25 protein-coding genes and 1 riboswitch are annotated in these 26,942 nt (G+C 37.9%); of the genes, 4 read left to right on the forward strand and 21 right to left on the reverse strand.

All coding sequences use genetic code 11. The features are described 5' to 3' along the window. Positions 1 to 207 precede the first annotated feature (207 nt). The 3 genes from MKX47_RS09790 to MKX47_RS09800 form a co-directional block, all read right to left on the reverse strand. Positions 208 to 942: an amino acid ABC transporter ATP-binding protein gene (locus MKX47_RS09790; protein WP_340773521.1), complete on the reverse strand. Its 735-nt coding sequence runs from the start codon at positions 940 to 942 to the stop codon at positions 208 to 210. Between the two features lies 1 nt (position 943). Continuing rightward, positions 944 to 1,690 (reverse strand): amino acid ABC transporter permease, encoded by a 747-nt coding sequence (locus tag MKX47_RS09795; protein ID WP_340773524.1) that lies wholly within the window; start codon positions 1,688 to 1,690, stop codon positions 944 to 946. 109 nt (positions 1,691 to 1,799) lie between these two features. Further along, a complete protein-coding gene (locus MKX47_RS09800; RefSeq protein WP_340773526.1) occupies positions 1,800 to 2,639 on the reverse strand; it encodes a transporter substrate-binding domain-containing protein in 840 nt (279 codons plus the stop codon). 114 nt (positions 2,640 to 2,753) lie between these two features. Beyond that, positions 2,754 to 2,938, reverse strand: a riboswitch (Lysine riboswitch). Between the two features lie 459 nt (positions 2,939 to 3,397). Between MKX47_RS09800 and MKX47_RS09805 the strand changes: the two genes are divergently transcribed. Continuing rightward, positions 3,398 to 3,907 (forward strand): DUF3231 family protein, encoded by a 510-nt coding sequence (locus MKX47_RS09805; RefSeq protein WP_340773529.1) that lies wholly within the window; start codon positions 3,398 to 3,400, stop codon positions 3,905 to 3,907. 242 nt (positions 3,908 to 4,149) lie between these two features. After that, the gene (locus MKX47_RS09810; RefSeq protein ID WP_340773532.1) at positions 4,150 to 4,377 is read left to right on the forward strand and encodes a gamma-type small acid-soluble spore protein; all 228 of its coding nucleotides are present in this window, start codon (positions 4,150 to 4,152) and stop codon (positions 4,375 to 4,377) included. Between the two features lie 350 nt (positions 4,378 to 4,727). On the opposite strand, the gene odhB is transcribed toward MKX47_RS09810, so the two are convergent. The 6 genes from odhB to dapF all read right to left on the reverse strand — a co-directional run bounded on the left by odhB (position 4,728) and on the right by dapF (position 14,426). Beyond that, the gene (gene odhB / locus MKX47_RS09815; protein ID WP_340773535.1) at positions 4,728 to 5,966 is read right to left on the reverse strand and encodes a 2-oxoglutarate dehydrogenase complex dihydrolipoyllysine-residue succinyltransferase; all 1,239 of its coding nucleotides are present in this window, start codon (positions 5,964 to 5,966) and stop codon (positions 4,728 to 4,730) included. 131 nt (positions 5,967 to 6,097) lie between these two features. After that, entirely contained in the window at positions 6,098 to 8,905 is a 2,808-nt protein-coding gene (locus tag MKX47_RS09820; protein ID WP_340773537.1) for a 2-oxoglutarate dehydrogenase E1 component, read from the reverse strand. Between the two features lie 321 nt (positions 8,906 to 9,226). Then, positions 9,227 to 10,624, reverse strand: coding sequence for a HAMP domain-containing sensor histidine kinase (locus MKX47_RS09825; protein WP_340773539.1), 1,398 nt, complete (start codon positions 10,622 to 10,624; stop codon positions 9,227 to 9,229). Next, positions 10,621 to 11,292, reverse strand: coding sequence for a response regulator transcription factor (locus MKX47_RS09830; RefSeq protein ID WP_340773542.1), 672 nt, complete (start codon positions 11,290 to 11,292; stop codon positions 10,621 to 10,623). Before MKX47_RS09830 ends, MKX47_RS09825 begins: the two co-directional genes overlap by 4 nt. Positions 11,293 to 11,398: 106 nt before the next feature. After that, positions 11,399 to 13,444: a sensor domain-containing diguanylate cyclase gene (locus MKX47_RS09835; protein WP_340773545.1), complete on the reverse strand. Its 2,046-nt coding sequence runs from the start codon at positions 13,442 to 13,444 to the stop codon at positions 11,399 to 11,401. A 25-nt stretch (positions 13,445 to 13,469) separates the two neighbouring features. Further along, positions 13,470 to 14,426: a diaminopimelate epimerase gene (dapF, locus tag MKX47_RS09840; protein ID WP_340773548.1), complete on the reverse strand. Its 957-nt coding sequence runs from the start codon at positions 14,424 to 14,426 to the stop codon at positions 13,470 to 13,472. A gap of 396 nt (positions 14,427 to 14,822) precedes the next feature. On the opposite strand from dapF, the gene MKX47_RS09845 reads away from it, so the two are divergent. Continuing rightward, a complete protein-coding gene (locus MKX47_RS09845; RefSeq protein WP_340773549.1) occupies positions 14,823 to 15,371 on the forward strand; it encodes a GNAT family N-acetyltransferase in 549 nt (182 codons plus the stop codon). A gap of 34 nt (positions 15,372 to 15,405) precedes the next feature. Here MKX47_RS09845 and MKX47_RS09850 read toward each other — a convergent pair whose 3' ends face one another. The 9 genes from MKX47_RS09850 to MKX47_RS09890 form a co-directional block, all read right to left on the reverse strand. Then, a complete protein-coding gene (locus MKX47_RS09850; RefSeq protein ID WP_340773551.1) occupies positions 15,406 to 16,482 on the reverse strand; it encodes an undecaprenyldiphospho-muramoylpentapeptide beta-N-acetylglucosaminyltransferase in 1,077 nt (358 codons plus the stop codon). Positions 16,483 to 16,882: 400 nt separating this feature from the next. Continuing rightward, positions 16,883 to 17,713 carry a CAP domain-containing protein gene (locus tag MKX47_RS09855; RefSeq protein WP_340773554.1) on the reverse strand — a complete coding sequence of 277 codons (831 nt, stop codon included), beginning with the start codon at positions 17,711 to 17,713 and terminating at the stop codon, positions 16,883 to 16,885. A gap of 177 nt (positions 17,714 to 17,890) precedes the next feature. Beyond that, positions 17,891 to 18,790: a CobW family GTP-binding protein gene (locus MKX47_RS09860; protein WP_340773556.1), complete on the reverse strand. Its 900-nt coding sequence runs from the start codon at positions 18,788 to 18,790 to the stop codon at positions 17,891 to 17,893. 61 nt (positions 18,791 to 18,851) lie between these two features. Next, positions 18,852 to 20,351 carry a lmo1851 family serine protease gene (locus MKX47_RS09865; RefSeq protein ID WP_340777780.1) on the reverse strand — a complete coding sequence of 500 codons (1,500 nt, stop codon included), beginning with the start codon at positions 20,349 to 20,351 and terminating at the stop codon, positions 18,852 to 18,854. A gap of 168 nt (positions 20,352 to 20,519) precedes the next feature. Further along, positions 20,520 to 21,365, reverse strand: a complete 846-nt coding sequence (locus MKX47_RS09870) for a DUF6612 family protein (protein ID WP_340773559.1) — start codon at positions 21,363 to 21,365, stop codon at positions 20,520 to 20,522. Between the two features lie 143 nt (positions 21,366 to 21,508). Further along, on the reverse strand, positions 21,509 to 21,973 hold the full coding sequence (locus MKX47_RS09875) for an RND transporter (protein ID WP_340773561.1): 465 nt from the start codon (positions 21,971 to 21,973) through the stop codon (positions 21,509 to 21,511). Between the two features lie 177 nt (positions 21,974 to 22,150). Beyond that, positions 22,151 to 22,477, reverse strand: a complete 327-nt coding sequence (locus MKX47_RS09880; protein ID WP_340773563.1) for a nucleoside triphosphate pyrophosphohydrolase — start codon at positions 22,475 to 22,477, stop codon at positions 22,151 to 22,153. A 72-nt stretch (positions 22,478 to 22,549) separates the two neighbouring features. Further along, complete coding sequence (locus MKX47_RS09885; RefSeq protein ID WP_340773564.1) at positions 22,550 to 23,179, reverse strand: GNAT family N-acetyltransferase; 630 nt, start codon at positions 23,177 to 23,179, stop codon at positions 22,550 to 22,552. A gap of 181 nt (positions 23,180 to 23,360) precedes the next feature. Continuing rightward, a complete protein-coding gene (locus MKX47_RS09890) occupies positions 23,361 to 24,203 on the reverse strand; it encodes a copper amine oxidase N-terminal domain-containing protein (protein ID WP_340773566.1) in 843 nt (280 codons plus the stop codon). A 273-nt stretch (positions 24,204 to 24,476) separates the two neighbouring features. On the opposite strand from MKX47_RS09890, the gene MKX47_RS09895 reads away from it, so the two are divergent. After that, on the forward strand, positions 24,477 to 24,764 hold the full coding sequence (locus MKX47_RS09895; protein WP_340773572.1) for a transposase: 288 nt from the start codon (positions 24,477 to 24,479) through the stop codon (positions 24,762 to 24,764). A gap of 74 nt (positions 24,765 to 24,838) precedes the next feature. On the opposite strand, the gene MKX47_RS09900 is transcribed toward MKX47_RS09895, so the two are convergent. The 3 genes from MKX47_RS09900 to deoD form a co-directional block, all read right to left on the reverse strand. Further along, positions 24,839 to 25,327: a metal-dependent hydrolase gene (locus tag MKX47_RS09900; RefSeq protein ID WP_340773574.1), complete on the reverse strand. Its 489-nt coding sequence runs from the start codon at positions 25,325 to 25,327 to the stop codon at positions 24,839 to 24,841. Between the two features lie 295 nt (positions 25,328 to 25,622). Continuing rightward, positions 25,623 to 26,042: a pyridoxamine 5'-phosphate oxidase family protein gene (locus tag MKX47_RS09905; RefSeq protein ID WP_340773576.1), complete on the reverse strand. Its 420-nt coding sequence runs from the start codon at positions 26,040 to 26,042 to the stop codon at positions 25,623 to 25,625. Positions 26,043 to 26,219: 177 nt separating this feature from the next. Then, positions 26,220 to 26,927 (reverse strand): purine-nucleoside phosphorylase, encoded by a 708-nt coding sequence (gene deoD, locus MKX47_RS09910; protein WP_340773578.1) that lies wholly within the window; start codon positions 26,925 to 26,927, stop codon positions 26,220 to 26,222. Positions 26,928 to 26,942: the final 15 nt, after the last annotated feature.

Here is a 26,942-nt window from a genome sequence, read left to right on the forward strand (position 1 = left end):
GTGTTACACTCACAAACGAGAGGTGTATATTAGATGGCTTTTGGTAGTGTTCCGATGTGGTTTTTTGCTATTGCGATTGCCTTTGCAATTATATTTATCATTATAAGCGAATACAATTCACGAAAATAAGCTCGCAGTATTGTGAGCTTTTTTTATGAGATGATTAGATAATTCGATTTCGCTTAATCCGTCATTTTGGTGCACCGTTTAGCGTAATGTTCGTTTAAGGAATGCTTTCGTACGGTCATGTTGTGGGTTTACGAGTACTTCGTTTGGCGTGCCCTCCTCCACAATGACCCCCTTATCCATAAAGACAATGCGATCTGAAACTTCCTTCGCAAATTCCATTTCATGCGTTACAATTAACATTGTGTTCCCCTGATCCGCTAAGTGTCGCATAACCTTTAATACTTCCCCAACCATTTCTGGATCAAGGGCTGAAGTTGGCTCGTCAAAGAGCATAACGTCTGGGTCCATTGCCAGTGCACGTGCAATCGCCACACGTTGCTTTTGTCCACCTGATAAATGCTTTGGCTTGGCATTTTTATAGGCGGCCATGCCAACTAATTCAAGATATTTCATCGCATTTTGCTCTGCTTGCTGTTTTGAGCGCTTTAATACTTTCATTTGACCAACGATACAGTTATTTAACACATCTAAGTTATTAAATAAGTTAAACTGCTGGAATACCATACCTAGATGTGTACGGTATTTTTCAATATTATGGCCTTCATTTAGAATGTTTTCGCCGTTATAAATAATAGCTCCAGCTGACGGTGTTTCAAGTAAATTGATGCAGCGTAGAAGCGTTGATTTACCTGAGCCTGACGAACCGATTAATGTAACAACCTCCCCTTTATTTACCTGGAAGTTGACATCCTTTAATACTTCATTTGTGCCGAACTTTTTATTTAAATGTTGAATATCAATAACAACTGACATATTATTCACCATCCTTTTCTAGCTTGTTCCCCGTAATAAGCTCCACTTTGAAGCTCTCTGGTCCGTCCATTTTCTTCTCGAACATTAGTAATATACGCGTTACAGCAAACGTCATAATGAAGTACAGCACTGTTGCGATAAAGAATGCTTCGATATAGCGGTAATTACTGCCGGCTACTGAGTTCGCTGTGAAGAATAGCTCAACAACTGAGATAACACTTAATACAGAGGAATCTTTAATATTCATGACGAATTGGTTGCCTGTTGCCGGTAAAATATTGCGCGCGACTTGCGGAATAACGATATGAATCATCGTTTGTAAGTGGTTCATACCGATCGCTTGAGCTGCTTCAAATTGCCCCTTGTCGATGGACATAATGCCTCCGCGCACATATTCGGCCATATAAGCACCTGTATTTAAACTAATGACGATTGACGCAGCTAAGAAACGGTCAATATCAATACCTAAGTATACTAAGCCGTAAAATACGACCATCGCCTGAACAATCATTGGCGTACCACGGAATATTTCAACATAGGCCGTTAATAAAAAGTTAAAGATTTTTAAAAGAATAGTTTTGGCATTGCGTTTACGCTGTGGAATTGTATGCATAATACCGATAAAAAAGCCTATGAATGTTCCAAAAATTGTACCGATAATTGCCAGTAATAATGCTGTCCATGCACCGCGTAGGAATAAATCCCAGTTGTTTGTAAACAAGCTCCATACAGATTCTAAAAATACCATCGAGTTGTCCTCCTTCTACTTTCACACTTTTTAGGATAAAAGTGTATCCTAAAATCACAAAAGGTTGTCTCGCACGTTTGCCGGCAAGACAACCTATTTGTTTAGCAACTTACTGAGCTGCTGGTTGGTTTGCAATTGCGTCTTCCATCATTTTTTGACGCTCTTCATCCGAAATTTCTGCTAATACTTTGTTGATTTGCTCTGTTAACGACGAGCCCTTTTTAAGACCTACTGCAATCGCCGTTGCGGATGGATCTGCCTCGAAATTTGGCTCTGGAACGATATATTTAATGTTTTCTAATGCCATTTCAGCAGAGATGCCTTCTGGACGCTCTGATACATAGCCATCAATAGCACCTGATTGTAATTGTACGCGCATCGCACCGAAGTCCGTACCAGCTACTTGCTTTTTGACACCTGGAATTTGATCAACTACATCATAGTGTGTTGTTGCTTGTTGACCCGTAATTTTAGCACCTGAGAAGTCTTCTAATGTTTCGGCATTTGCATAAGGGCCATCTTCTTTTACTACAATTACATAATCACTTGTGTAATAGTTTTCAGTGAAGTCGATTGTTCCTTTACGCTCAGGCGTTGGTGACATCCCCGCGATTACGACATCAATGGCACCTGATTGTAATGAAGGGATTAAGCCGTCCCAATCCGTTTTCACGATTTCTAGCTTCATCCCTAAACCATCAGCAATTTTCTTCGCAAATTCTACGTCATAGCCTGCTGCAAATTCCTTAGAGTCTTTAATCGCTACCCCACCGTTCGCATCATCTTTTTGCGACCAGTTGAATGGTGCATAGGCTGCTTCCATTCCGACTTTTAAAACCTTTTGATCCGTACCAGAAGTACTAGTAGTTCCCTCATCTTCTGTACCACATGCTGCTAATACGAGCATTGTCATCATGGCTGTTAAGAATATTAATAGCTTCTTTTTCATAGCATTTCTCTCCTTATTTTTTAATTTTTGGGTTTTATGTATACTAAAAACGACCTAAAAGAAGTCTTTAGGTCGTTATACGTGTACAGTTAGCCCAAATCCTCTACATTCCCTTTTTGAGATAGCACAACTCAATCATCCGGGGTGACGATTGAGACAGTTCTGCACTTATTCACTGCAGACCCAGCATTATTAACTCGAGCTTTAATAACACTTCGGCGACATTTCCTTCTTTCAAACTTCTTAGCCAGCTCATTGGCTCCATCAAAACTAATAAATATCGCGCCTCTACCTCACAAGTTTGTGAGGTTTTGTTATGAAATTGATATGTTAATCTTACATGAGTGACACAATTTCGTCAATAAGCAATTTTCGAAAAGTTGTTTCTATTTATTACTATTCCTTGTTACAACAAGTTATGCTTAAAAATTGCTGAAATAGTATCTACTATTGCAATGTGGGTTCATTTATGCACTTAAGTTTTTAAAAAAGCCCTTTATACTACTCAAATCCATATCAAATTCATGATAAATTCCTACTTTTCATGGCGCACTCTTATTTACTAAAACCATTTACATGGGCAAATTTAGATTTGTTATATATAATATTGTTCTCTTAAACGGATGCTTAGGTGTTTTAAATGGAAATTACTTTGTGAAAGAATCAAAAGTATCAAAATTTAAGTTTTCATGTATTAATTATTTTATTTTCCCCATAATAATCCTTGTATGAATATGAAAATGAAAGGAAGATGGAGTTTGGGAATACTATCTGGAAACCCTAAAGATGAACCATTGCACTATGGAGAGGTATTTACTGTTTGGTCTAATTTAATGGTAGATTATGGAATGATTGCGGGATTTCAAACATTTTATAATCATACCGGTGATGTCGATTTAAAAAAGTTTATAGAAGATGCGATTCAAGTAGCACGTGAAGAAATAAAAATATTAGAGAAAATTTTAAAAAGTAATGGGGTTGGATTACCACTTGCTCCTCCAGAACGTCCAGTAGCGAGGGTAGAAGATATTCCACCGGGTGCAAGATTTAATGATCCAGAAATTAGCGCTGCACTTTCGGCTGACATTGCTGCTGGGTTAGTTGCATGTAGTCAAGCAATGGGCATTTCTTTACGCGAAGATATTGCATTAATGTATGGCCAATTCCATTTAGCTAAGGCACAGCTTGGCGCAAAATTATTACGTATGAATAAAGAAAAAGGATGGCTTGTTCCGCCGCCATTACACTTAAAATATTCTAAAGAATAGCATCTGCTAATTTGTTCCCAGTTTAAACTGGGGACTTTTTTCTTATACCTTTTATTTTGTGTTCCTGATATCTTTTTTTGCGTTTTTATTCAACCTAGTCTTCACTTCCAACGCTAAAATATCCCTTAAAAGAAAAGCTATACTTGATTTTTGAGTAATAAATTTTAGCTTAATTTCCAGCCAAAAAAATCTAAGGATAATTAATATTCTTTTGTACAGACTAATTTCGGGAGGTGAATTACATGTCATATGATAACAACGAATACGTAAACCAAATTAGACAAAAGATCCAACAGGCAGAAGCGAACAAAAATCAAGCTTCTGGTCGTTTTGCATCACCGAATTCAATGAACGAGGAATTCGGAAGTGAAACTGATGTTAACCAAATTAAACAACAACTGCAACAAGCAGAAGCTAACAAAATGCAAGCTTCTGGTCAATTTTCAAATAACAATAACAAGTCCTATTAAGTTAAAAAAGACAAAACCAGCAGTCATTTGCTGGTTTTTTTGTCTACTTTTTCACTTGCGCATTTATACATTACTTGGCTGTAGCATAAGAGCACGCTACAGCATTTTATATTAATTAATTCAGTGTACTGTTTATACTAGATCAACCTATTGGCAGTCAATTATTATAATCAACCTCTTTAATAGCATATATAATACCCTATCCCCCCTTCCATTTACCATTCCTACCTACTTATTCGATTTATCCTATTGCTCGTCTCATTTAACATTTGATGTTATTCATTTCCATAAAACTATCGAAAAAACCCCACAAACACTGATATTCCAGCGATTGTGGGGTTTCGGGTTTCTTATGAGTTTAATAATAAATCTTCTGGGTTTTCGATCATTTCTTTAACTGTTTTTAAGAAGCCTACAGAATCTTTACCATCGATAATACGGTGGTCATAAGATAATGCCACGTACATCATTGGACGGATTTGTACTTCACCGTTTACAGCTACAGGGCGGTTAACGATTGAGTGCATACCTAAAATACCAGCTTGTGTACCGTTCATGATTGGTGTAGACATTAATGAACCGAATACACCACCGTTAGTGATTGTAAATGAACCACCAGCCATGTCGTTTAAGCCTAATTTTTTGTCGCGAGCCTTGCCTGCTAATTCAGCAATGTTTTTCTCAATTTCAGCGAAGTTCTTAGCGTTAGCATCACGAACTACTGGTACAACTAGACCTTCTTCAGTTGAAACCGCGATTCCGATATCGAAGAAGTTGTTTAAGTGAATTTCATCACCATTGATTTGAGCGTTAACATATGGATATTTTTTAAGTGCTGCAACAACCGCTTTTGTGAAGAATGACATGAAACCTAATTTAATGTCGTTTGCTTTCACGAACTGCTCTTGTTTGCGTTTACGTAATGCCATGATGTTTGTCATGTCGATTTCGTTGAATGTTGTTAACATTGCTGTTGATTGTTTTACTTCTAATAAACGTTTAGCAATTGTTTGACGACGACGAGACATTTTTTCAACTGTTACACGGTCTGTTTCACCAGCAGGCGTGAAGATCATTGGGCCTGCTGTAGCTGCTACTGGTGCTGCTGCTTGAGCAACTGGTGCCGTACCATGCGCTGCTACGTCTTGTACACGTACGCGACCTTGTGGATCTACTGGAGAGATCGCTGCTAAGTCAATTCCTTTTTCACGAGCTAATTTACGTGCTGCTGGAGATGCGATTACACGCTCACCAGACGTTTCTTCAACTTCTACTGGAGCTGGTGCTGCTTTTGGCGCTTCTTGTGCTGGAGCCGTTTCTTCTTTTGCTTCAACTGGAGCTGGTGCTGCACCTTCGCCAGCCTCAACTACTGCGATTACTTGACCTACAAGTACAGTATCGCCTTCTTCAGCTAAAATTTGTGTTAATACGCCTGCTTCCTCAGAGATGATTTCAGCGTTTACTTTATCTGTTTCTAATTCTACGATGAATTCGCCTTTTTCTACGCGATCTCCAACTTTTTTCACCCACTGGGCAATTGTACCTTCAGTAATTGATTCTGCTAACTCAGGGACTTTAATTTCAGCCACGTTAATATCCTCCTTTAATAACGCTATACATATTCGTATAGCTGGCTACTCCATTTTATGAAGTAGCCGTATTTCAATCAAACTATATCTAAATTGCTTGCTGTCATTGTCTTTTATCGTAAAGACAGAGATTATTTTTCAAGTGCTTCGTTCACTAATTTAGCTTGAGCTGCTTTATGTGAATCGCCGTCACCTTCAGAAGTTGAGCTCATTGCAGGACGACCTACATAGCGCACTTTTTTGCCTTCAGCGATATTATATAATGTTTCAAGAACATAAGTCCATGAACCTTGGTTTTTCGGCTCTTCTTGTACCCAAACAATTTCTTTCACATTTGGGAAACGCGCGATAATTTCTTTTACTTGCGCTGTTGGGAATGGATAGATTTGCTCAACACGTACGATGTGTAAGTGATCGAAGCCTTCTCCATCTTTCACACGTTCAGCAAGGTCAATCATCACTTTACCTGAACCAAGTAATACTTTTTCTACTGCTTCTACGTTTTTACCTAAGCCCTCTTGCTCGATTACTTCTTGGAAGCGACCTGTTGCAAGTTGCTCAGCAGATGCTGCAGCTAATGGGTGACGTAGTAAAGATTTTGGTGAAACAACTACTAATGGACGAACGCCTTCAGTTCCAAGTAAGCCTGCTTGACGACGTAATAAGTGGTAGTAGTTACCTGCGTTTGAACAGTTTGCTACGAACCAGTTGTTTTCAGCTGATAATTGTAAGTAACGTTCCATACGGCTAGATGAGTGCTCTGGACCCTGACCTTCATAACCATGTGGTAAAAGGATGACGAAACCAGATTTTTGACCCCATTTAGAGCGTGCACTTGAGATGAAGTTATCGAACATTACTTGTGCCATGTTTGAGAAGTCACCGAATTGTGCTTCCCATACAGATAATACGTTTTCGTTTTCTAAGTTGTAGCCATATTCATAACCTACAACCCCAGCTTCAGTAAGTGGTGAATTGTAAACAGTGAATGAAGCTTTAACGCCCTCTACATGGTGTAATGGTGTGAACTCAGAACCGTTGTTTTTGTCGTGTAATACTAAGTGACGTTGAGAGAACGTACCACGCTGTGCATCTTGACCAGTGAAACGAACTGGTGTGCCGTCTTGCGTAATTGTAGCGTATGCTAATGTTTCCGCATGACCCCAGTCAATTTTTGCTTCAGCAAATGCATCACGACGTTTTGCTAAGATTTTGCCTAATTTGTTTTGTGGCTCGAAACCATCAGCAAATACTAATAAATCTTCGTTTACTTTTGCTAAACGCTCAGCATCAACAGTTGTGTCGATTTCTGGGAATTCAACTTTTAATTCTTCTGGCATTTCTAACGTTTTGTGCTCGTCTTTTTCTGCCATTGCTTTTACGTGATCGTATGCAGCTTGCATTTCAGCATAGATTTTCGTATCAAGCGCCTTTACTTCGTCCGCTGATAATACACCAGCTGCTGCTAATTCAGCACCGTATAAAGCACGGATTGGCTCATGTTTAGATACTAATTTATATGTTTCTGGGTTTGTTACTGTTGGGTCATCTGTTTCGTTGTGACCATAACGACGGTAACCAATTAAATCAATTACGATGTCTTTTTTGAACTTCGCACGGTATTCTGCTACAAAGCGACCAACAGCAGCCACTGTTTCTGGGCTATCCGCATTTACGTGAACTACTGGAATATCATACCCTTTAGCTGGGTCAGATGCGTAGTTAGAAGAACGTGAATCGAATAATTCCGTTGTGAAACCGATCATGTTGTTAGCGATAATTTGAACAGTACCACCTGTTTTGAAGCCCTCAACTTGTGAGAAGTTAAAGCCTTCTGTAACAATCCCTTGACCTGCGAATGCAGCATCACCGTGTAATAGGATACCTAATGCTTTAGAATCATCATGTTTTGCAAAGCCTGGAGCTGATGTATCATCTTGTGCAGCACGAACGCCACCGATAACTAACGGATTCCCAACTTCTAAGTGAGATGGGTTGTAAGCTAATTTGACGTTTAAACCAGAATCATATGTGTAAGAAGCACCCATATGGTATTTAACGTCGCCCGTCCAACCTTTTGTAATTTCTAACTTACCATCTTCCGGTAAGAATAGGTCATTAGAAACATGTGCAAAGTCCGAGAACATCATGTCATATGGTTTGTTTAATACATGCGTTAACACGTTTAAGCGACCACGGTGAGCCATACCAATACGTACATCTTTCACGCCTTTTGCTTCTGAGCCTTTAATGATTTCATCTAATAAAATAATTTGAGTATCTAAACCTTCACCAGAGAAACGTTTTTGACCTACAAATGTTTTATGAATAAATTTTTCAAAGTTTTCGATGCGAGTTAGGCGTTCTAAAACCGCTTTCTTTTGGTCAGCAGCTAGTGTTTGTTTGAATGCGCCAGCTTCCACTTGAGCTTCAATCCAAGCGCGCTCTTCAGCATTTTGTAAGTGTGCTACTTCAACACCAACTTTGTCAGTATAAACTGATTTTAAATAGTCGATTGCTTGCTTACCATTTGTAACACCTGCTGGCACGGACGTGAAGAATACTTCAGCCGGAATGGCAGCAAGGTCTGCATCAGTTAAATTGAATCCGCTTACTTCAATGCGAGAAGTGTCTAATTCACGGTTTTTAAGTGGATATAAATCCGCAGCTAAGTGACCGTTTTCGCGAATTGATGCTGCTAATTTAACGGCAGCTAATACTTTTTTGTAGTCTCCAGAACCTGCTACTGCACCTGTTGCAGCTGGCGCTTGACCATCTACAAATACAGGACCACCGTAAGCTTGGAATAATTGTACTAATTCCGGTTCAACTTCTTCAGGAGATTGCAGGAATAAGTCATATTGCTCTAATACATAACCTAAGTTAGGACCAGAAAACGCTGACCATGGAGAACCTGCAGGTAATACATTGTTCGACATGAAAATAACCTCCAAATTTTGCCTTATGGCTGTTCCAATAATTTACTTAGAAAAACATTTCTTGAATAATATTATTACTATTCAAAAAGCTGTTTTTTCTGCTGTCGATAATAAAGATTTTCTTTATTATCTACCAAAATAAATTAAATAATATTTTACCATTCTTTATCGCTGACCGAAAGAAAGTAATTCGAACGCGCTAGAGAACATTTTTTCCATCTCAATCTTACTACTCTTCACAAAAAATACAACTATTTTTAGAAAAATAAGCATTTTTTTTCTTGAACCATTGAAATTCCATGAAGAAGCACTATATTTACTCTACTTCTTTGGTAATTTAATTACAAATGCCGTCCCTTTATTCAACGTACTTTCGACATTTATCTCTGCTTGATATTTTTCGAGGAGCATTTTAGTAATGCTTAATCCGAGCCCAGTACCTGTAATCGCATTCGTTCGTGACTCATCAATACGGTATAAACGATCAAAAATATACGGGATATGTTCTTTGGCAATGCCAATCCCGTTATCAGCAATCGTCACAAAAATAGCACGCTCTGTATAATTTACGGTTGTTTGAATTTTTGGTTCGTTGCGATTATAACGTATCCCATTACTCATAATATTTCGGAAAATTTGTGTGAGTGCATGTTCCGTTATGGCGGCGGTTTCCTTCTGTCCTATAACATGAAACTCAAACTGTGCCGTTGGATAAAGCTGCTGCAGCTCTTTGCTTACTTCTTCATATACGATTTCGACATCCGCGCTTTTGGATTCATCGACCTCTTCATTCCGCGCAAGCTGTAACAGCTCTTCAATCATCTTTTTCATGCGTGTAATTTCAGTCAAGGATGTGTGTAATGATTCATCTAATACTTGCGGATCATTTTTGCCCCAACGTGAAAGAAGCGATAAATGCCCTTCAATTACCTGAATAGGCGTCCGTAGCTCATGGGAAGCATCGGCCACAAATTGCTGTTGCTTAGTAAACGAAATTTCGAGCTCATTCATTAACGTTCGATACATATGAAGCAAGTCGCCAATTTCATCATCAGCTTTATATTGAAATTCAGGCTGTGCCTTAAAGCCATCATTGCGGACTAAATTCATCGCATCGCGCAGTTGTACAAGGGGCTTCATAAGTAGATTAACCAAATAATAGCTAATGGAAACCGAGAATACTAATGCGCCGATACCTACGATAATAATCGTCGTTAAAATATACTTCATCATCGCTTGAAAAGTCGTTAACGGATGAATTAGCTGCATCACACCATGAAACGGACCAATTTGTACAAGTTTATGGACAACAAAAGCATCCTTCCCATCTATTGATTGTTCATTAATAAGCGTCGCACGATAATCGTTGCCATCAGGAAATGCTGCGATTGGGGTAATATCATTAATGCTAATCACTTCGATGCCATCTAGATTAAAAATACGCACCGTTTGCTCTTGTGTTAAAATGGCCTTCATCAAGGCAGTATTGTTTTGCAATCTCTGTATTGTAACAGAGCTTCCTTGCGCCTCAAAAAAACTCGTTAGGTCCTCGACAGTGCGCACTGCATTTTTTTCTTCATTATTTATTAGCCAGGTTTGTAAGGCGATGTAGAGCACCACTGAAATTATGGCATAGCTTATAAATATCGTCGCGCCCACTGCTAATATCCATTTAGATTTTAATGATGTCTTTAAAAAGCGTTCCTGCAATCTTTTCATACACGCACCACATAGCCAACACCGCGCACTGTCTCAATATAAGGCGCATCCTCAGTTTTTAGTTTTGACCGTAAATGACGAATATACACATCGACTACATTTGTTTCAACTTCTGATTCAAAACCCCATACCCGTTCTAGGATCGATTCACGCGTACAAACATGATTATTATTTTCGACAAGCAGCTTGAGTAAATCAAACTCTGTTCTAGTAAGCTCTAGCTTTTTACCTTCGAATACAACTTCATAAGCATTGACATCGATTTCTAAGTTGCGAATTTTAAGAACATCCTGTTGCTCTGTTGGCTTCACACGGCGCAAAATAGAACGTATGCGCGCCAATAGCTCTTCAATGGCAAAAGGTTTTACAATATAATCATCTGCCCCAGCATCAAGGCCCGCCACACGATCCATTACCGCATCTCTTGCAGTTAGAAGTAAAATCGGGACATCGCTTACTTTCCGAATTCGACGACACACTTCAATTCCATTAAGTTCTGGCAGCATGACATCGAGCAAAATGCAATCAAAGGTTTCCGCTAGAGCTAATTCGAGCCCACTTCTCCCATCATGTGCCTGAGTTGTTTCAAATTGTTCATGCTGCAATTCCAACTCTAAAAAACGCGCGATGTTTTTTTCATCTTCAACAATTAATATTTTCTGCTTCACATTAACGCCTTCTTTCTTAATTTACATGAAAGTTAGTTACAGTGTACCACGAGAACAACTATTCACCCATGAAAAAAGGGATGCAACTGTGCTGCACCCCGTAAAATTATTTCAATTGCGTCTCTTGGCAAAGCTGAAAGGAATTTTTCGATGTTTGCTTTGCTTCATATAATGCTTGGTCAGCTAAATCAATAAGCTCGTCCAAATCTGTACTGTTTTCAGGGTAAATGGCAATCCCAATTGTTGAAGTCGGTGAAAAATGTACATTATTAATTTCCCAGCCAATAGCAAGCTGTGCTTTTAAGCGGTCAATAATATGCCTAATTTGATTCATTCTTTCAAACGATTCTAAAGACAAGCCTGTCACGACAACTAAAAATTCATCGCCACCAAAGCGAATGACTAAATCATCGTGTCGCACACTGCTCACAATCGTTTGCGCAAAGCATTTTAAAAATTCATCGCCCACATCATGCCCATATTGATCATTGATTTGCTTAAAATTATCGCCATCTAAATAAAAGATAGCAAGACTTGTTTCAGTTTCTTTTGCCCGCTCCACAATCATGGGAAATTCTTTATAAAGCATACGTCTATTGCCTAAATGCGTTAAACTGTCGTGATACGCTAAATATGTGAGGCGCTTTTCTAATTCCTTGCGCTCTGTAATTTCACGCGAAACCATAACGATTTCTGCTACTTCCTGTTCCATCAGCTCAGTAGAAATCGTATAATTGCCCTCTGTCCAAATGGCAGCACTTGATTTGGAGCGTAGCTGTAATTCAATTTTTTGCTCTTGAATGGCACTTGTATGAGGCTGTTGAATGACATCTTGCCAAATTGCCTGACTATCGGATGTTAATAAGCGTTCATATGGTAAACCGATTAATTCATCATGGCTGTAGCCGAGTTTTCGCGTATAGGATGGCGATGCATATTTGATTAATCCACATCGATTTGTTATGACGATAAAATCATTCGTGTTTTCGGTAATTGCGCGGAACGTTTGCTCAATTTTATGAAGCTCTGACATCAATCGTTTTTGAGAAGAAATATTGTATTGGAACGATAAAAACTGATCGATTTCGCCTTGAACATTTTTCAGAGGTATTATTGTAGAATCCATCCAATATAGATCCCCATTTTTTTTACGGTTACATACTTCATCACGCCAAATATTGCCGCTTTTTATCGTATTCCACATGTTCTCATAAAATTGAGGTTCGTGATAACCTGAGCTAAAGATTCGGTGATTTTGTCCGATTAATTCTTCTCGTTGATAACCAGTATTTTGAATGACTCGATCATTGACATCCAAAATCGTTCCATCAAGACTCGTAAACAAAACATCTGCAACCGAACTAATCGCATTCTTAAACATGTCTAAGCCATGAGAGGCCGTTTTTAATGCCTGACTCTGCTTAATGAAGCTTGTAATTTCCTGCAAGATAATGAAGACCGCAAAAATCTCATCATTGCTCGACAATGAAGAAAAGGTCGCACTATAATGACGTGTTTGCCCCGATTTATCAATGAAATAGAGCATTTTGGATGGAATATTTTTCTCCTCTTGCGCAAGTAGTATATACTTTCTTAAAATTGCCGCATTCTTCGTGTCCACAAAAGGAAGGTCAAAAATCGTTGTGTCTTTTACGATTTCTGGTTTTAAATTATAGTCATCTGCAAATTTCGGGTCAGCCTCAATTAGCGTCATTTCATTTGAAATTACAATCGATGATAAAAACGATTTAAAAAATAGTGAGCGGGTAAACAGATATTTGTCTTCCGTATCACGATTCAAATGCACTTCTTTCGTAATCGCTAAAATATATTGCTTGTCCCCTTCAATTACAGGGATTGTAGATGTATGTTGTTTTCGTACTTCCATTTCAGCGTAAGTATAATCCTCATAATCTACTTGTTCACAGTTTTGAAGTGTTAGATTATAGTTCTTTAAAATATTTTGGGCTAAATGTGACGGCACGACTTGCCCAACAAATTTCCCTGTAGGATCCATGTGAATTAGTTTTATCGCTGCTTCATTTACATGGATATAGCGATAATCCTCATGGACCTTTTCCATAAAGAACACAGCATCAAGACTTTTACCAAATAAAAGTTCGAATTGCCCAACAGAAAACACCGAGCTCATGAAATACCTCCCAAAGGACTATACACTAAATATATTGACCTAGTTTATTTCTTGCAAAAATATCACATTTCTCATATTGTACCTGTTCTTTTGTTAAAAAACAATTCGAAAACACGAAACTATTGGCTATCGGTTCTACCTCGTAATATCCGATAATGGTAGCATTCCCGATTAATGATAATTCATACTGATTTTCATATGTTTGAACATGACATTGCACGAAGCCACCTGGATTGTAAACAGTCACAAGCGGAACATTTACATAGTGCTCTAAATTGGCAATTAACGCCGAAGCTGTCATCGCTGTACCACACGCATTTGTAAAGCCAACACCGCGCTCATATGTACGAACAAATATTTCATGCTCAGACATAGGGTACACATAGCTGACATTGACGCCATCTGGACAAAATTCATTATTTTCATTCAAATAGGAAGCAAGCTGCTCTTGATGTGCTGAATCTTTAATATAAGAAGCCTCGACAATCCCTACTAAATGCGGGTTTGGTACAGTAACAGCGGAAAATAATATATCTGGTGCAAACTTCGTTAACACTTGATGGCGGATTTGTGATAGGTCATTATAGCACATCGGCAATGCTTTTAACTCAAATGAAACGGGTGAAATTTCGACGGCATAGGTTGGCAGCTCTTCAAAAATTGGTTGAGCTTTTTTTACATGCAAATTGGCACGCATTGTTTCAATTACTGCTTCTTCAACGCCTAGCTTTTCACAAACATAGCGCGCAACACAGCGAAGCCCATTGCCGCACATAGATGCTTCCGAGCCATCCGCATTCAAAACACGCATTTTGGCATCTGCATTTTCGGAAGGAAGAACTAATAATAGCCCATCTGCACCGCCTTCATTGGATGGATTACATAGCCATTTTGTTAATGGTACATAATTGGCATCATCATCATATAATGCTTCGAATAAATAAAATGTATTGCTTGAACCGTGAACTTTCAGTAATCTCATCGTTTTAACCGCTCCCTCTTCAATATATCCATTTTTTTATTATACTGCGCAAAAATTCATTATGACAATAAAGAATGGAATATTAAGATTATTCAGAATATATATGCAATTAGATAGAAAAAAATGTTCTTTTCGAGCTTGAAAGTTGCACAAAGAGACGTTATTATAATAAAATGTAGATAATAATTATATTTCGATATTGTTTTTCATCGTCTAGTGTAGAGCGAGACTTCAGACTAACGTACAACTAGTTTAACGTCAGATTCTTTTAGGTTGAATCAAGTTCGAAATGACTGCTGCCTTTGGATATAAAACCTTTTTCATCTCCATTTGAATGAGGTTTTTTCATTTTCAATTTAGGCTCTACCATTTTCTTCTTAAAAGGAGGCGTTTCTCATGTTAAAACAAAGAGAACTTCACGAAACTGCAGAACTGTACGAGTTACTACGTCATCCATCTGTGTTTCCTTATGTACGTCAAAAAGCAACATCCGCTGAAGAATATTTATTTATGACGAAGCAATTAATGGAAGAAGAGCAAAACGGCTTCACAATATCACGAACAATTATCGATGAATGGGGTACGCCAATCGGGACAATTAGTATTTTTGATATTCACGAGGGTGCTGGCTTCTTAGGGACTTGGATTGGTCAACCCTTCCAAGGCTTTGGCTACAACCAAAAAGCAAAGTTAGCTTTTTTAAATGAGTTATTTTTTGACTATAATTTTAATACGGTTTTTTTACGTATTCGTGAAGAAAACGGTCGCTCACAAGCTGCCGCACTCAAATTACCTTATGTAGTCGATGCGGAACATTCCAATCCCTCACTATTTAATGAAATTAATCAGGGCGAGACGAAATTTCGCCTATTTAAAATTCCAAAAGACTTGTTCTACTTAACAACGGCTTACACACCAAGCGACGAAGAAGAGCAAGCAATGTAAAGAAATCGCCGAGGCAACCATACCTCGGCGATTTTTATTTTTCATATTGTGTAATTAAGGACACCATTTCTGCTGGTGTTTTTGGTTGCTCTACATCAAGCATTTTATCGATCATTTCATCGGCATTTGCAGCAAGTAACGCCACCGCCTTATAAAATGATGCATTGGTCATTGTATCTTCATCCAAAACATGTGCAAAGCCCTGTTGTTTAAACAAACGGGCATTTAATATTTGGTCGCCACGACTTTTGGCTGCGGATAACGGAATTAATAGCATCGGTTTGTGTAATGCTAAAAATTCAAAAATAGAATTGGAGCCTGCACGTGATACTATGAAATCCGCCGCATATAACAAATTCGGCAATTCATCCGTTACATATTCAAATTGACGATACCCTTCTAACCCTTCTAATGACGGATTTACATTTCCCTTACCACATAGGTGGATGATTTGATAGCGCTCGCGTAATTGCGTTAAATTTTCACGCACCGCCTCGTTAATAACTACGGACCCAAGGCTACCCCCCATAATTAAGAGCACCTTTTTATCCGCTGTAAAACCACAGTAAGCAAGCCCACGCTCCCGATTGCCTTCAAATAATTGCTGGCGAATGATGGAGCCCGTACAAGTCGCCTTATCATTTGGTAAATGTTTGACCGTTTCCTTGAACACCGTAAAAATATGAGATGCAAATGGAAGTGCGATTTTGTTGGCTAACCCTGGCGTTACATCTGATTCATGTACAACAACTGGAATATTTGCTAATTTTGCAGCAATTACCACGGGTACTGAAACAAAGCCACCTTTTGAAAAAATAACACTTGGCTTTACCTTTTTAATAATTGAAAATGCCTGCCCTATCCCCATTAACACTTTAAATGGGTCTGTAAAATTTTGCATTGAAAAGTAACGGCGTAATTTTCCACTCGCAATACTATGATAAGGTAATTCAGGAAAAGCGTTGCCGATTAATTCCTTCTCGATTCCATCCTGTGATCCAATATAGTGCACATCATAATTTGCTTCGATTAAAGATGGGATGATTGCCTCATTCAACGAAACATGACCAGCTGTGCCCCCACCGGTTAAAATAATTGATTTTGCTTCCATAAGTTTCTCCTAACAAACAATATGAGTATTCCATTCTATGCAACATTATTGCGTTTCATGCATTTTGATCTGCTGCCACCGCATCAGTTATTATTTTTATATAATAATTTCCTCAAGTAACGATACGTTTTTCTGTCTATATTATTTTTGTTTTTTTGAAAGTAGTTATGTACTTACATAAGATTCAAATGAATGGTAACAATATTTTGCATTTAACATATAAACTACCTTGTGTATTGTAGCATATTTCATGAGTTTAGAAAACTTTTCATTTAAAAATAACGATAGAACGTTTGAAATCCATATCGCTTTATTGTTGAATGAGACAAAAAAATATTATATGTAGAAAATGATTTACAGATATTTAAAAAGCCTACCCTAAAAAAGGTAGGCTACTTCATTATTTTTTAATAAATTGTTGTGTCCATATATTGCCCGACTTAACATAGCCGACACCAATATGCGTAAATTCTGGATTTAAAATATTTGCTCGGTGGCCTTCAGAGTTCATCCAAGCTTGGACAACCTGTGCCGCACTTGTTTGACCCTTTGCAATATTTTCCCCAGCTGATTTATAGGAAATACCTAATGCTTTCAAACGATCAAATGGGCTACCAAATGTCGGTGAAGTATGAGAGAAGTAGTTGTGATCTTTCATATCCTGAGATTTCTCACGTGCAGCTGCCATTAATGGTTGATCCATTGCAAGCGCTGGTAACCCCTGATTCGCACGTTCTTTATTCGTTAATTCAACGACTTGCTTTTCAATCGCAGCAACATCAGCATCATCTACATTATTATCAGGCTGACTTGGTTGTTCTGGTTCAGTCACTTGACCTGGTGGTGTTGTTGGTTGCTCCGGTTTCGTTTCTGGTTGTGGATCTGGCTTCACTTCCGGTTTTGTTTCCGGCTTTGGATCTGGTTTTACTTCCGGCTTTGTTTCCGGCTTTGGATCTGGCTTCACTTCCGGTTTCGTTTCCGGCTTCGGATCTGGTTTTACTTCCGGTTTTGGGAAGGGCTTTAAGATTGATTCTAAATCCCCGATTTGTATATTTTCAAATGGCCATTGAATGTTAAGTTTAGTTGCATTAATTTGCAATTGTAATTCAGAAGCCGATTGGAAGTAATTCACTTTCGCTTTAACTTCAGCATTGCCCTCCTCTGCATTTGCAACGGGCGCTTGCGTTGCTAAAAGTAATACTGTACAAAATGATAGAACTGATTTTTTCATTTGTACGCCTCCTTTCGTGATTTCATCGTACATGCAAAATCAAAAAAAAAATGGCCTATATTTTGGTAAGTTGTCCAACTCCCAATCTATAAGCCTAGTTTTAGGGGTTTATTCTACTTTTTTATGCGTAAATTTATCCAACCTGCGCAACAATTTCATGTCAAAAGCTATTGACGCCTATTCCCCAATGACCGAAATCTCTTTTATATTTTCACCAATCATCACTAAATTCGGTGCCATTTTTACATACTCTGGCAGCCATTGCACCATTCCGTATGCATATTGGAACAGCATCGGATTTTTTATCCCTTCAATGGGTACATAACCCTTCATACGGTATACCGTTTCTGGTAATTGGCGTACCCAGTCTTCAAAATCCTCTTGTGTAAAGCTTGTCTCAAATTCAATTAAGCGTGAGCCTAAGTTAAAGCTTTCCCCAATGCGCGCAGAGATGATTTCGTCTTTTGAAATTCGCGCAGTAGACTGCATGTTTTGTAGCAACTTGAGTGGCACGCGCCCATTTGTTGTTTGTAAAATGAATGCTTTTTCGTTAAAGCCTTGTAATTCGTAGACCACCTGCGCTTGCTCAGACTCTGTTAGTAAATCCGTTTTGTTGGCTAACAATAAGTGTGCGTGACGAATTTGCTCCATAAATAATGAGCGCACTTGCGGTGTCAAGCTTGCACGATCCAGCCACAGCTTGCTATCTGCTACGGTGACAATGCCCTTAATATTTAATTGATCGGCAAATAGCGGCGAATACACGGCATCCAATGCTTCAACCGGGTGAGCCGCGCCTGTTGTTTCGATTATTAGCACATCAAAATCTTGGTCATGTAACAAGGATTGAATTTGGGCCTCTGTTTTTTCTGCACCGCTACAGCAAATACAGCCCTCCAGCATTTCCTTTAATGGTACATCTTCTTCCACCGCCTGCGAATCGAACGGCAGTTTTCCAAGCTCATTCATGATTACAGCAGGTTTTAAACCCGCTTCTTTTAACTGGCGAATGACATCCGTTAACATCGATGTTTTGCCACTTCCTAAAAATCCGCTAAATAAATATACATCCTTCATGTCGTCACGTCCTTAACACAATGGGCTGGCTTAGGATAAACCCAAGACCAGCCCAATTGAATTATTCATTTGTTGCTTCTGTCGTACCTAATAATTCTTTTGCTTTTAAAATTTGTGGATCATCTGTTTTTAGCTTTTCACTGATGGCATCCATTAAGGCATACGTTGTTTCTCCAGTTAATACACCTGTTACCTCCAACTTATTATCTTGTTGGTATTGCTTTAAGGCGTCTACAGATTCTTCAGTGAACATTGTATCCACTGTGCCTGGATTGTAGCCAAGCACCTCTAAAATGCGCTCCGCCGTTTGAATCATTGGGTTGGTTGCACCCGCTTCAAAGGACTGTGTAGGGTCAACATAAGGTAATGATGCATAGTCAGGATATTTGACCTCGACATCTGGCTTAATCCCTTTTTCATTTATCCAGTTACCATCTGGTGTTAACCATTTACCTGTTGTGAATTTTAAATTTGCACCGTCTTCCATATAAAGGACTTCTTGCATTGTTCCTTTACCGAATGATGTTAAACCGATTAGTTTGGCCCCAGCAGATTCTTTTAACGCACCTGCTAAAATTTCTGAAGCAGAGGCACTTCCTTCATCGATTAATACCGTAATTGGCAGATTATACTTAATACCATTATCTGCTTTTACTATAGACGGCTCTTGATCTTTTTCTTGGATTTGGACAATCGTTTTACCAGATTCAACAAATAAGTTTGAAATATCGATTGCCGCTTTTAAGAAACCACCTGGATTTTGACGAACATCTAAAATGATAGCAGTCATGCCTTGCTTTTCAAATTCTTCAAGTAGCTTTTCCAGTTCTGTTGCTGTGTTCTCGCTAAATGATGTAATTTGGAAGTGTGCGATTCCATTTTCGTCAATATCGCCATATACCGTTTCAACAGGAATATCATCACGCACGATGGTTACATCAAACGGTGTTGCATCTCCACGTTGAATGGATAAAGTGACTTTAGTACCCTTCTCACCACGGATTAGTAATACCGCTTCCGTAGAGCTCATGCCCTTTACGCTTTTGCCATCTACTGAAAGCACCAAATCTTTTGGCTGTAATCCTGCTTTTTCTGCAGGCGTATTTTTGATTGGTGAAACGATCATAATATAGCCGTTTCGCTCCGAGATTTCTGCACCAATGCCTTGGAAGCTCGATGATAAGCTATCATTAAATGATGTTGCTTCCTCTTTATCCATATAGTCAGAATAGGGGTCACCTAATGAATCGAATAATCCATTAATGGCACCATGAATCAATTGATCTTCCTCGACGTCTTCATAGTACTTATCTTTTAATGCATCATACGCTTCATATAGCTGCTTAAATTCGGTACGCTCAACCGGAACCTTTACTTCAACAACTTTTTGCTCACCAAATGTAAGCGCAAAAATTGTTAAGCCGGCTGTAACTAAAATCGTTAGAAATAGGAGCATAATGAATGCAAATGGTTTCATGCGTAAATATTTACCCGCAGGTTTTACTTTCACTTGCTGCTCGTTGTTTTCGGGTTGTTGCCCACTTTGATTTTGTTCATCCATTAAAATTTTCACCACTCTCATATTTGCCATGACTGATTTCACACATATACCAATAATAGCAGTTTCCTAGCAACTAGAAAAGAATAGTCACCAATTTTTTTATTTAGATGACAATATAAAGAAAAAAGCAGTGCGATTCAGCAAGATTTTGCCGCTGCACTGCCTCCATTATTGAGAAACTGCTTTGTCCTTGACCTCTTTTGGTACAGTAATTTCTGCTAACTCGTCAAATTTACTATATTCAATGGTCGCATCATTCACTATTTGCGCTGGCTGACCTTCCATTTCCATATTCATTGTTAGATCCATCTCAATTTCTTTTGTATCAAACGTATTCTTATCAATGACCAGCTCATATTTGGAGTCTTCAAATGTCATCGTTTTCATGAGATCATTCGACATTTCTGCTGTTTCCCCAACGGTTGCCTCCAATTGCCCAGCAATAAACTCTTTAAATTTGTCCCCTTCAATATTCAATGTTAATAAATAGCTCTTATCATCCTGTTTGAACTCAAAATCATCAATGAACTGCTTCAATTGCTGCAGTTGAACTGTGGCATCGGTTTGTGCACCTGTTTGCGCGAGTATTTGCTGATATTGGTCGTCGGGAAGCTTTACCCACTGATTCGCCTCACCATTTAACAAGTAAAAGCCATCCGCTTTGCTCATATACATTTCGATCGGCATTTCCATCGATTCACCGCCCATATCCATTGCGACCGTTCCTTTTGTATACATGGCCATTGGATTTTGCTGAATATCCATTTCTAAATCAGAAGATGTTGAAAATTGGACGGTTTCTCCTTCGATCACCATTTCGGTATATTGCTCCATATCCACTGATGCATGTACATTTTTTAATGTTTGCTGACGCTCGATTGCTTTTTCAAAAACCTGCTGGAGTGTTAAGCTCGATTTATCTTGCGTGCCTGTAATAGGTTCAGCCGTATCTGAGCAAGCTGCTAAGGTGAATACCATTAGTGCCGATGTTGCCAATACGTAATATTTTTTCAAAAGCTTCAACCCCTTTTCTATTCATCTATACCCGAACTTATCAATTATTATCGTATTTCGATGAGGTGTTATTTATTCCCTTTATTTGTAACCGTTTAATGCTCGGAGGCATTTTCAAACCTCCCACTGAGCAAAGGTTCACGCTATAATTCAATGTCATATTTTTCTTCAATAAACTTATGTAATTCAACATAAGTTGCAAACGCGACACCAATAACTATTTCATTTTCAGTGGATTCTGGGTCAATTTTCTTCTCATTTTCGCTTGAAATATGAAAATCCATTGGTAGCCTTTTGATTTCCTCATGTATATTATGCGCGGCTTTATTGCGCCAATGATTGAGTAAGCGTAAATTATCATATAGTTTATGATCAATGAAGCCCATCGAGAATACAAAATAGAGTTTTGTAGCATAATTTGAATCTAATATAGGGATGTAGGTATCTCCTCTATTTTTTTTAGAATAGTCCTCTACACCGACTCCCTTAGCTTTTATCAAGCAGTTAATCGCATTTTCACAAAAAAGGTGGACGGTCACAATATTGGATAACGGGTCACTATTGGTCGTTAATCTTTCTACAAATATTTTCCCTACTTCTTTACTCATTTTTTTCATCTCCTCTTTATCATTATTTGAAGAAGAGGACCAATCCATAACCTATTCTTGAGAATATTTTTTGCGTATACAACCGTCGATACATTTCTTTCCTAACTTTTCATTATTTTGAGGATTTCAATGAGGCTTGTATACAACATTGACTGCAGCGTTACTCTTTGACACAAATTACTTGTCCTCGACATCAATCAAGAAAATTGCCTTTTCAAAGCCTCCACGTTTCTCATTTTTTTGCTGTCGTATTACTTCTAGTTCTTCATAAGTCACACCTAATGCACTAAGAGCTGTATGTACTAACTCTAAAATATCAGCTAATTCTTCAACGCTTGCATGGACAGTATCTGCCGCGTAAAACTCTTTTGCTTCTTCAATCATCTTCGCCTTAACTTCTTTTAAAAGCTCATTAGGTTCCATGATTCGAGCGTTATATGTTAACCCATCTGCTTCGATAATTTCTAAAATCTTATCTCTTACTAATTTATTATACACAGGCATAATCTTTGGCTCCTTTTCCTATAAAAACTGTGTCCAACTAAATGGTTCCTATCAATATTGCGAATGTACTTATTATTTTATTTTTTTGTAATATCCGCGTGCTGGGTAGTAACGGTCATAGTCAATTTTATCTAATGCTTTTAAGTCATATACTTCATATACCCCATCGACCATGATATAATCGCAAGTTTCACCGGTTTCATAGGTTGCCTTGAGCTTTTTATTTTTTATACCATTGATGAAAATAGATTTGCTTCTATCTTTTTCGACTCCAAATACGTCATAGGACTCTACTAATAATTCAAACCCTAATTTTTTATAAAAATGATTTGCTTGTTCATCTCCCCGTGTATACAATTCTATAAATTCAATAGGAGTACTTTCCAGTTCTTTTAAAGCTGTTTCATATAACTGACGCCCAATTCCTTTAGATTGGTAGTCCGGATGAACAGCAATAACTTTTAAAAACGCGCCTAAGCCTTTTGCTAAAAAGGATGTTTTTAATTGTTCTGTATCAAGTACCATATCTAGTAGTCCAACAACAATCCCGTCCTCTATTGCGATCAACTCAATGGATGGACGCCCTTCAAATGTTGGTTTCGACGTTTCAACATCTTCGTACATAGATGTATATAAATACGCTAGCACTCTACAACGGAGCCAACTATCCTCATATTTTGGTGTATACTTTTGGATGTTCATAAATGTCTCCTTTTAAATTTTTTTGTTTATATAGAAAAAACAACCAAAAATCCTCCTGAACTTAAATGTCAGAAGGATTAGTTAGATTTCAATAGCTAAATTATAGACAAATAACTATTATTATTCTATATTATGGAAATTATTTTGCATAAATAAGTTTACTCATTAGGTTTTGTACACCTTATGGAATGGTATTACTAATAACCGTCACAAAGCCGTTCGCAAAAGCCCTATCAATTAATGTATCCATGGCTTGTCTTGCGTTTTCATTAAACAAATACCATTGATGCTCAGTAGGCACATGAATCAAAACTTGGGGTTGACTGGATAAATTGTCATCAAAACTTTGAACTAAAGTATACATATCAAAACGCGCTATGCTATTCCCTTCTTGGTCTATAAAATCGTATTGACCGCTTTTATAATATTCCCCAGGTGAAGGATGACTCATCCACGTATAATTAGCAGGAGCTTCTATCTTACTTCCTTTATTTTCTATAAAAACATTATAAATAGCTTCGTTATAACCATGCCCTTTAATTTCCTGGATTATTCCGCCCATTGTCGCATGATATTCGTGCTGTAATGCTTTGACTTTTACACTATCAATAATGAATGGCTTCGTATCAACCGTGACTATACCGTATTTATAATTGACATTGCTGCCAAATGATTCGGCAATAAAACGCATCGGAACAAACGTACGATTATTCTTTATATATGGTTTTACATCAAGAAGTTCCGTTTTTCCATTTTTTACTACTTTATTGCTATTAAATTTTAAGATTACTTTCATATCGTTTTTAGTAAGCGTGACTTGCGAATCTGACCAATTGACGTTAGCTCCTAAGTTTTCACTAATTACACGTAAAGGAACCATTGTACGATTATTTTTAACTTCTAGATTCACATCAGATGCAATCGTAATACCATCAATTGTTATTTGATTGGTTGTCGCATAGGTGGGCGTAGATATATTGATTAAATTTAGTGCAAGTAAAATTCCTAAGATTACTTTTTTCATTTTTGACCATTCCTTTTATGTAATTGTATTCCTGTTTTAAAGATTCAATAAAGGCTTCTAAATTCCCTTCATGCTTAAATGTCATTTTTTAGTTCCAATAATCACTATGTTCGGGTTAATTGAACAAAAGGTTACTTTATAAATCATTTATGTCATTCATTTTGATATGCTTTTAATTTATGGAGATTATTTTCGAGTTTGCGTATGTGTTGTGCCGAACGTTTATTGTTTACTAAAAATACACATACTTCAAATAATGAAGGAAGTGACAATATGAAAATTTTACTATTATTATTCACGATTATTATCCCAGTTATCATGCTCTATTTAGATCGTAGAATAGATAAAGCCCATAATTTTTTTAATCTATTTGCTGTAATTAGTTTTTTAATATTTAGTATTATTGCCTCAACCTCCATCTACCAAATAATCGCTGACGGGGATGTATTTATGACGACGATTCACGGCCTTTTCCTGAATGAAGTATTTTTACTGACTGGTGCTTATGTTGGAGTATTCACCATTTATCGATTATTGAAGCTGACGTTAGAGGAAAGTTGAGAAGCATTTCAAAGCGCGGAGATATAGAATACACAAAAATTCCTGCATGAATCGAGCTACATGCAGGGATAATTTTACGTAAGATTTACCATTTCCATAATGATTTCTAAGCCGAAGTACAATGATAGTAAGCAGAGCGCTGTGAAAACATATTTTTCCACTTTGCCTCCCGTTTTGATTGTAAGGGGAAACCGTACTTTTATTTTGATTGGGAAAAACAGCTTAATCCCCTGTCTCGTGCACATATCTAGAAGATAATGACTGAGCATTCCTAAAAGTAGCCCGACTGTGACGGCTTTATTAGGTACGAAAGCATTCATTAGCACCGCTACACAAAGTAAAAATAGTAAACTATGTGTGAAAGAACGATGGCCAAAAAGCTTATTAATAATTTTTGAACTAATCGGAAATGTCCGCCCTATTTTACTTCCTCCATGGCAAATATCGGGCAATAACGCACCGACAATCCCTGCACCGACCAAGATGACTGGATTTTCATTCGAAATTTGTGCAAAAGCAAGACTAGCTGTGATGCCTCCTACGATGTGTGTGTTCCCTAGCATTCGTCAATAATTCTCCTTGCCCATATGTTAAAAACGTTTCTTACAACTCTAACATATTTCACATAAAAAGAGAACGTATATTCCAAACATACGTTCACAACTACCGATATCATTTGGAATTAAATCAAAAAAACATGCAACATCCCTCATAAAAGCATTTCCCCAGTTTATGGTTAAAATAACTTTCACTAAAAAATGTCACATGTTTTAGAGGATTATGAGCTAGTTTACATTATGCAGGTACCACTCACACTATGACAAGGCAAGCATTCATTTTTTCCGTTGCAACTACTAACTACTTGGCTGTAAATTCAATTTCTTTCGGTGGCTCGCCTTTTTTGTTCATTAGGCGCATTCGAATCGGCTCAATCTTCAGCGTTAGCATTTCATCTTTCGTTCCGATAAAAATACCTGAAAACAGCTCTGCAAGCTTATTTTTTATACCTTCATCTTCAAATGCCGTCACTTTGCCTTCGATTTCTACATAAGCATCACCAAATCCTTCATTTTCATAGCCATATAAAATATGGGTATACGGATTTTGTTGCAGCTCTTCTACTTTTTCGGAATGCTTACTTGTAACCGTGTATAGCACGAAGTCCTCATGCTGGAATGTCATATAACGAGAATATGGTTTCCCATTGCGAACGGTTGCCATTGTACCAATTTTTTCACGATTTAATATTTCAAGTATGTCATCACGTACAGAAGTCATTTCATCCCATCCTTTCAAGTTACACGTTTAATTTACCCTTCCTCCACCATTTTAAACAGTGTTCTTGAAATCGTAGAACCAAAAAAGCGAGTGACCTTTACGAGAGTCTGTGAAAAATCACTTTACTCTCTTTTGGTCACTCGCTAATTATTAGAGTAATGCTAACCGTTGCTACAACTACTCTTGAATCGCCGCTTCTAACGCTATGATCATCATATCGTTAAAAGTAGTCTGTCTTTCTTCAGACGTTGTTACTTCACCTGTTAAGATGTGGTCTGAAACCGTTAATACTGTAAGGGCTTTTCGACCATATTTCGCTGCTAATGTGTATAGCGCTGCCGTTTCCATCTCAACAGCTAGTACACCATATTGTGCTAGCTTTTCGTTTTGTGCCTCATCCGAATAGAACATATCTGCTGTGAATACGTTCCCTACGCGCACACTTAGATCCGCTTCTTTAGCCGCTGTGTATGCTTTTAATAATAAATCAAAGTCTGCAGTTGGCGCGTAGTCGATGTTGCCACCGAAAATGACGCGGTTTAAGCTTGAGTCTGTTGAAGATGTTTGCGCGATAATTACGTCACGTACTTTTACATCTTTTTGGATTGCCCCACAAGTACCAACGCGAATTAATTTTTGTACACCGTATTCTTGCATTAGCTCTGTAGCGTAAATTGAAATAGACGGTACACCCATACCCGTACCTTGAACAGAAATACGTTTGCCCTTATAAGTACCTGTATAGCCTAAGATGTTACGTACTTCATTGTACTGTACAACGTCTTCTAAAAACGTTTCGGCAATATACTTTGCACGTAATGGATCTCCTGGTAATAATACGATTTCTGCGATTTCGCCTTGCTTGGCATTAATATGAACGCTCATTTAGATTACCTCTTT

It is taken from the genome of Solibacillus sp. FSL R7-0668 (genome assembly GCF_038006205.1).
GTDB lineage: Bacteria > Bacillota > Bacilli > Bacillales_A > Planococcaceae > Solibacillus.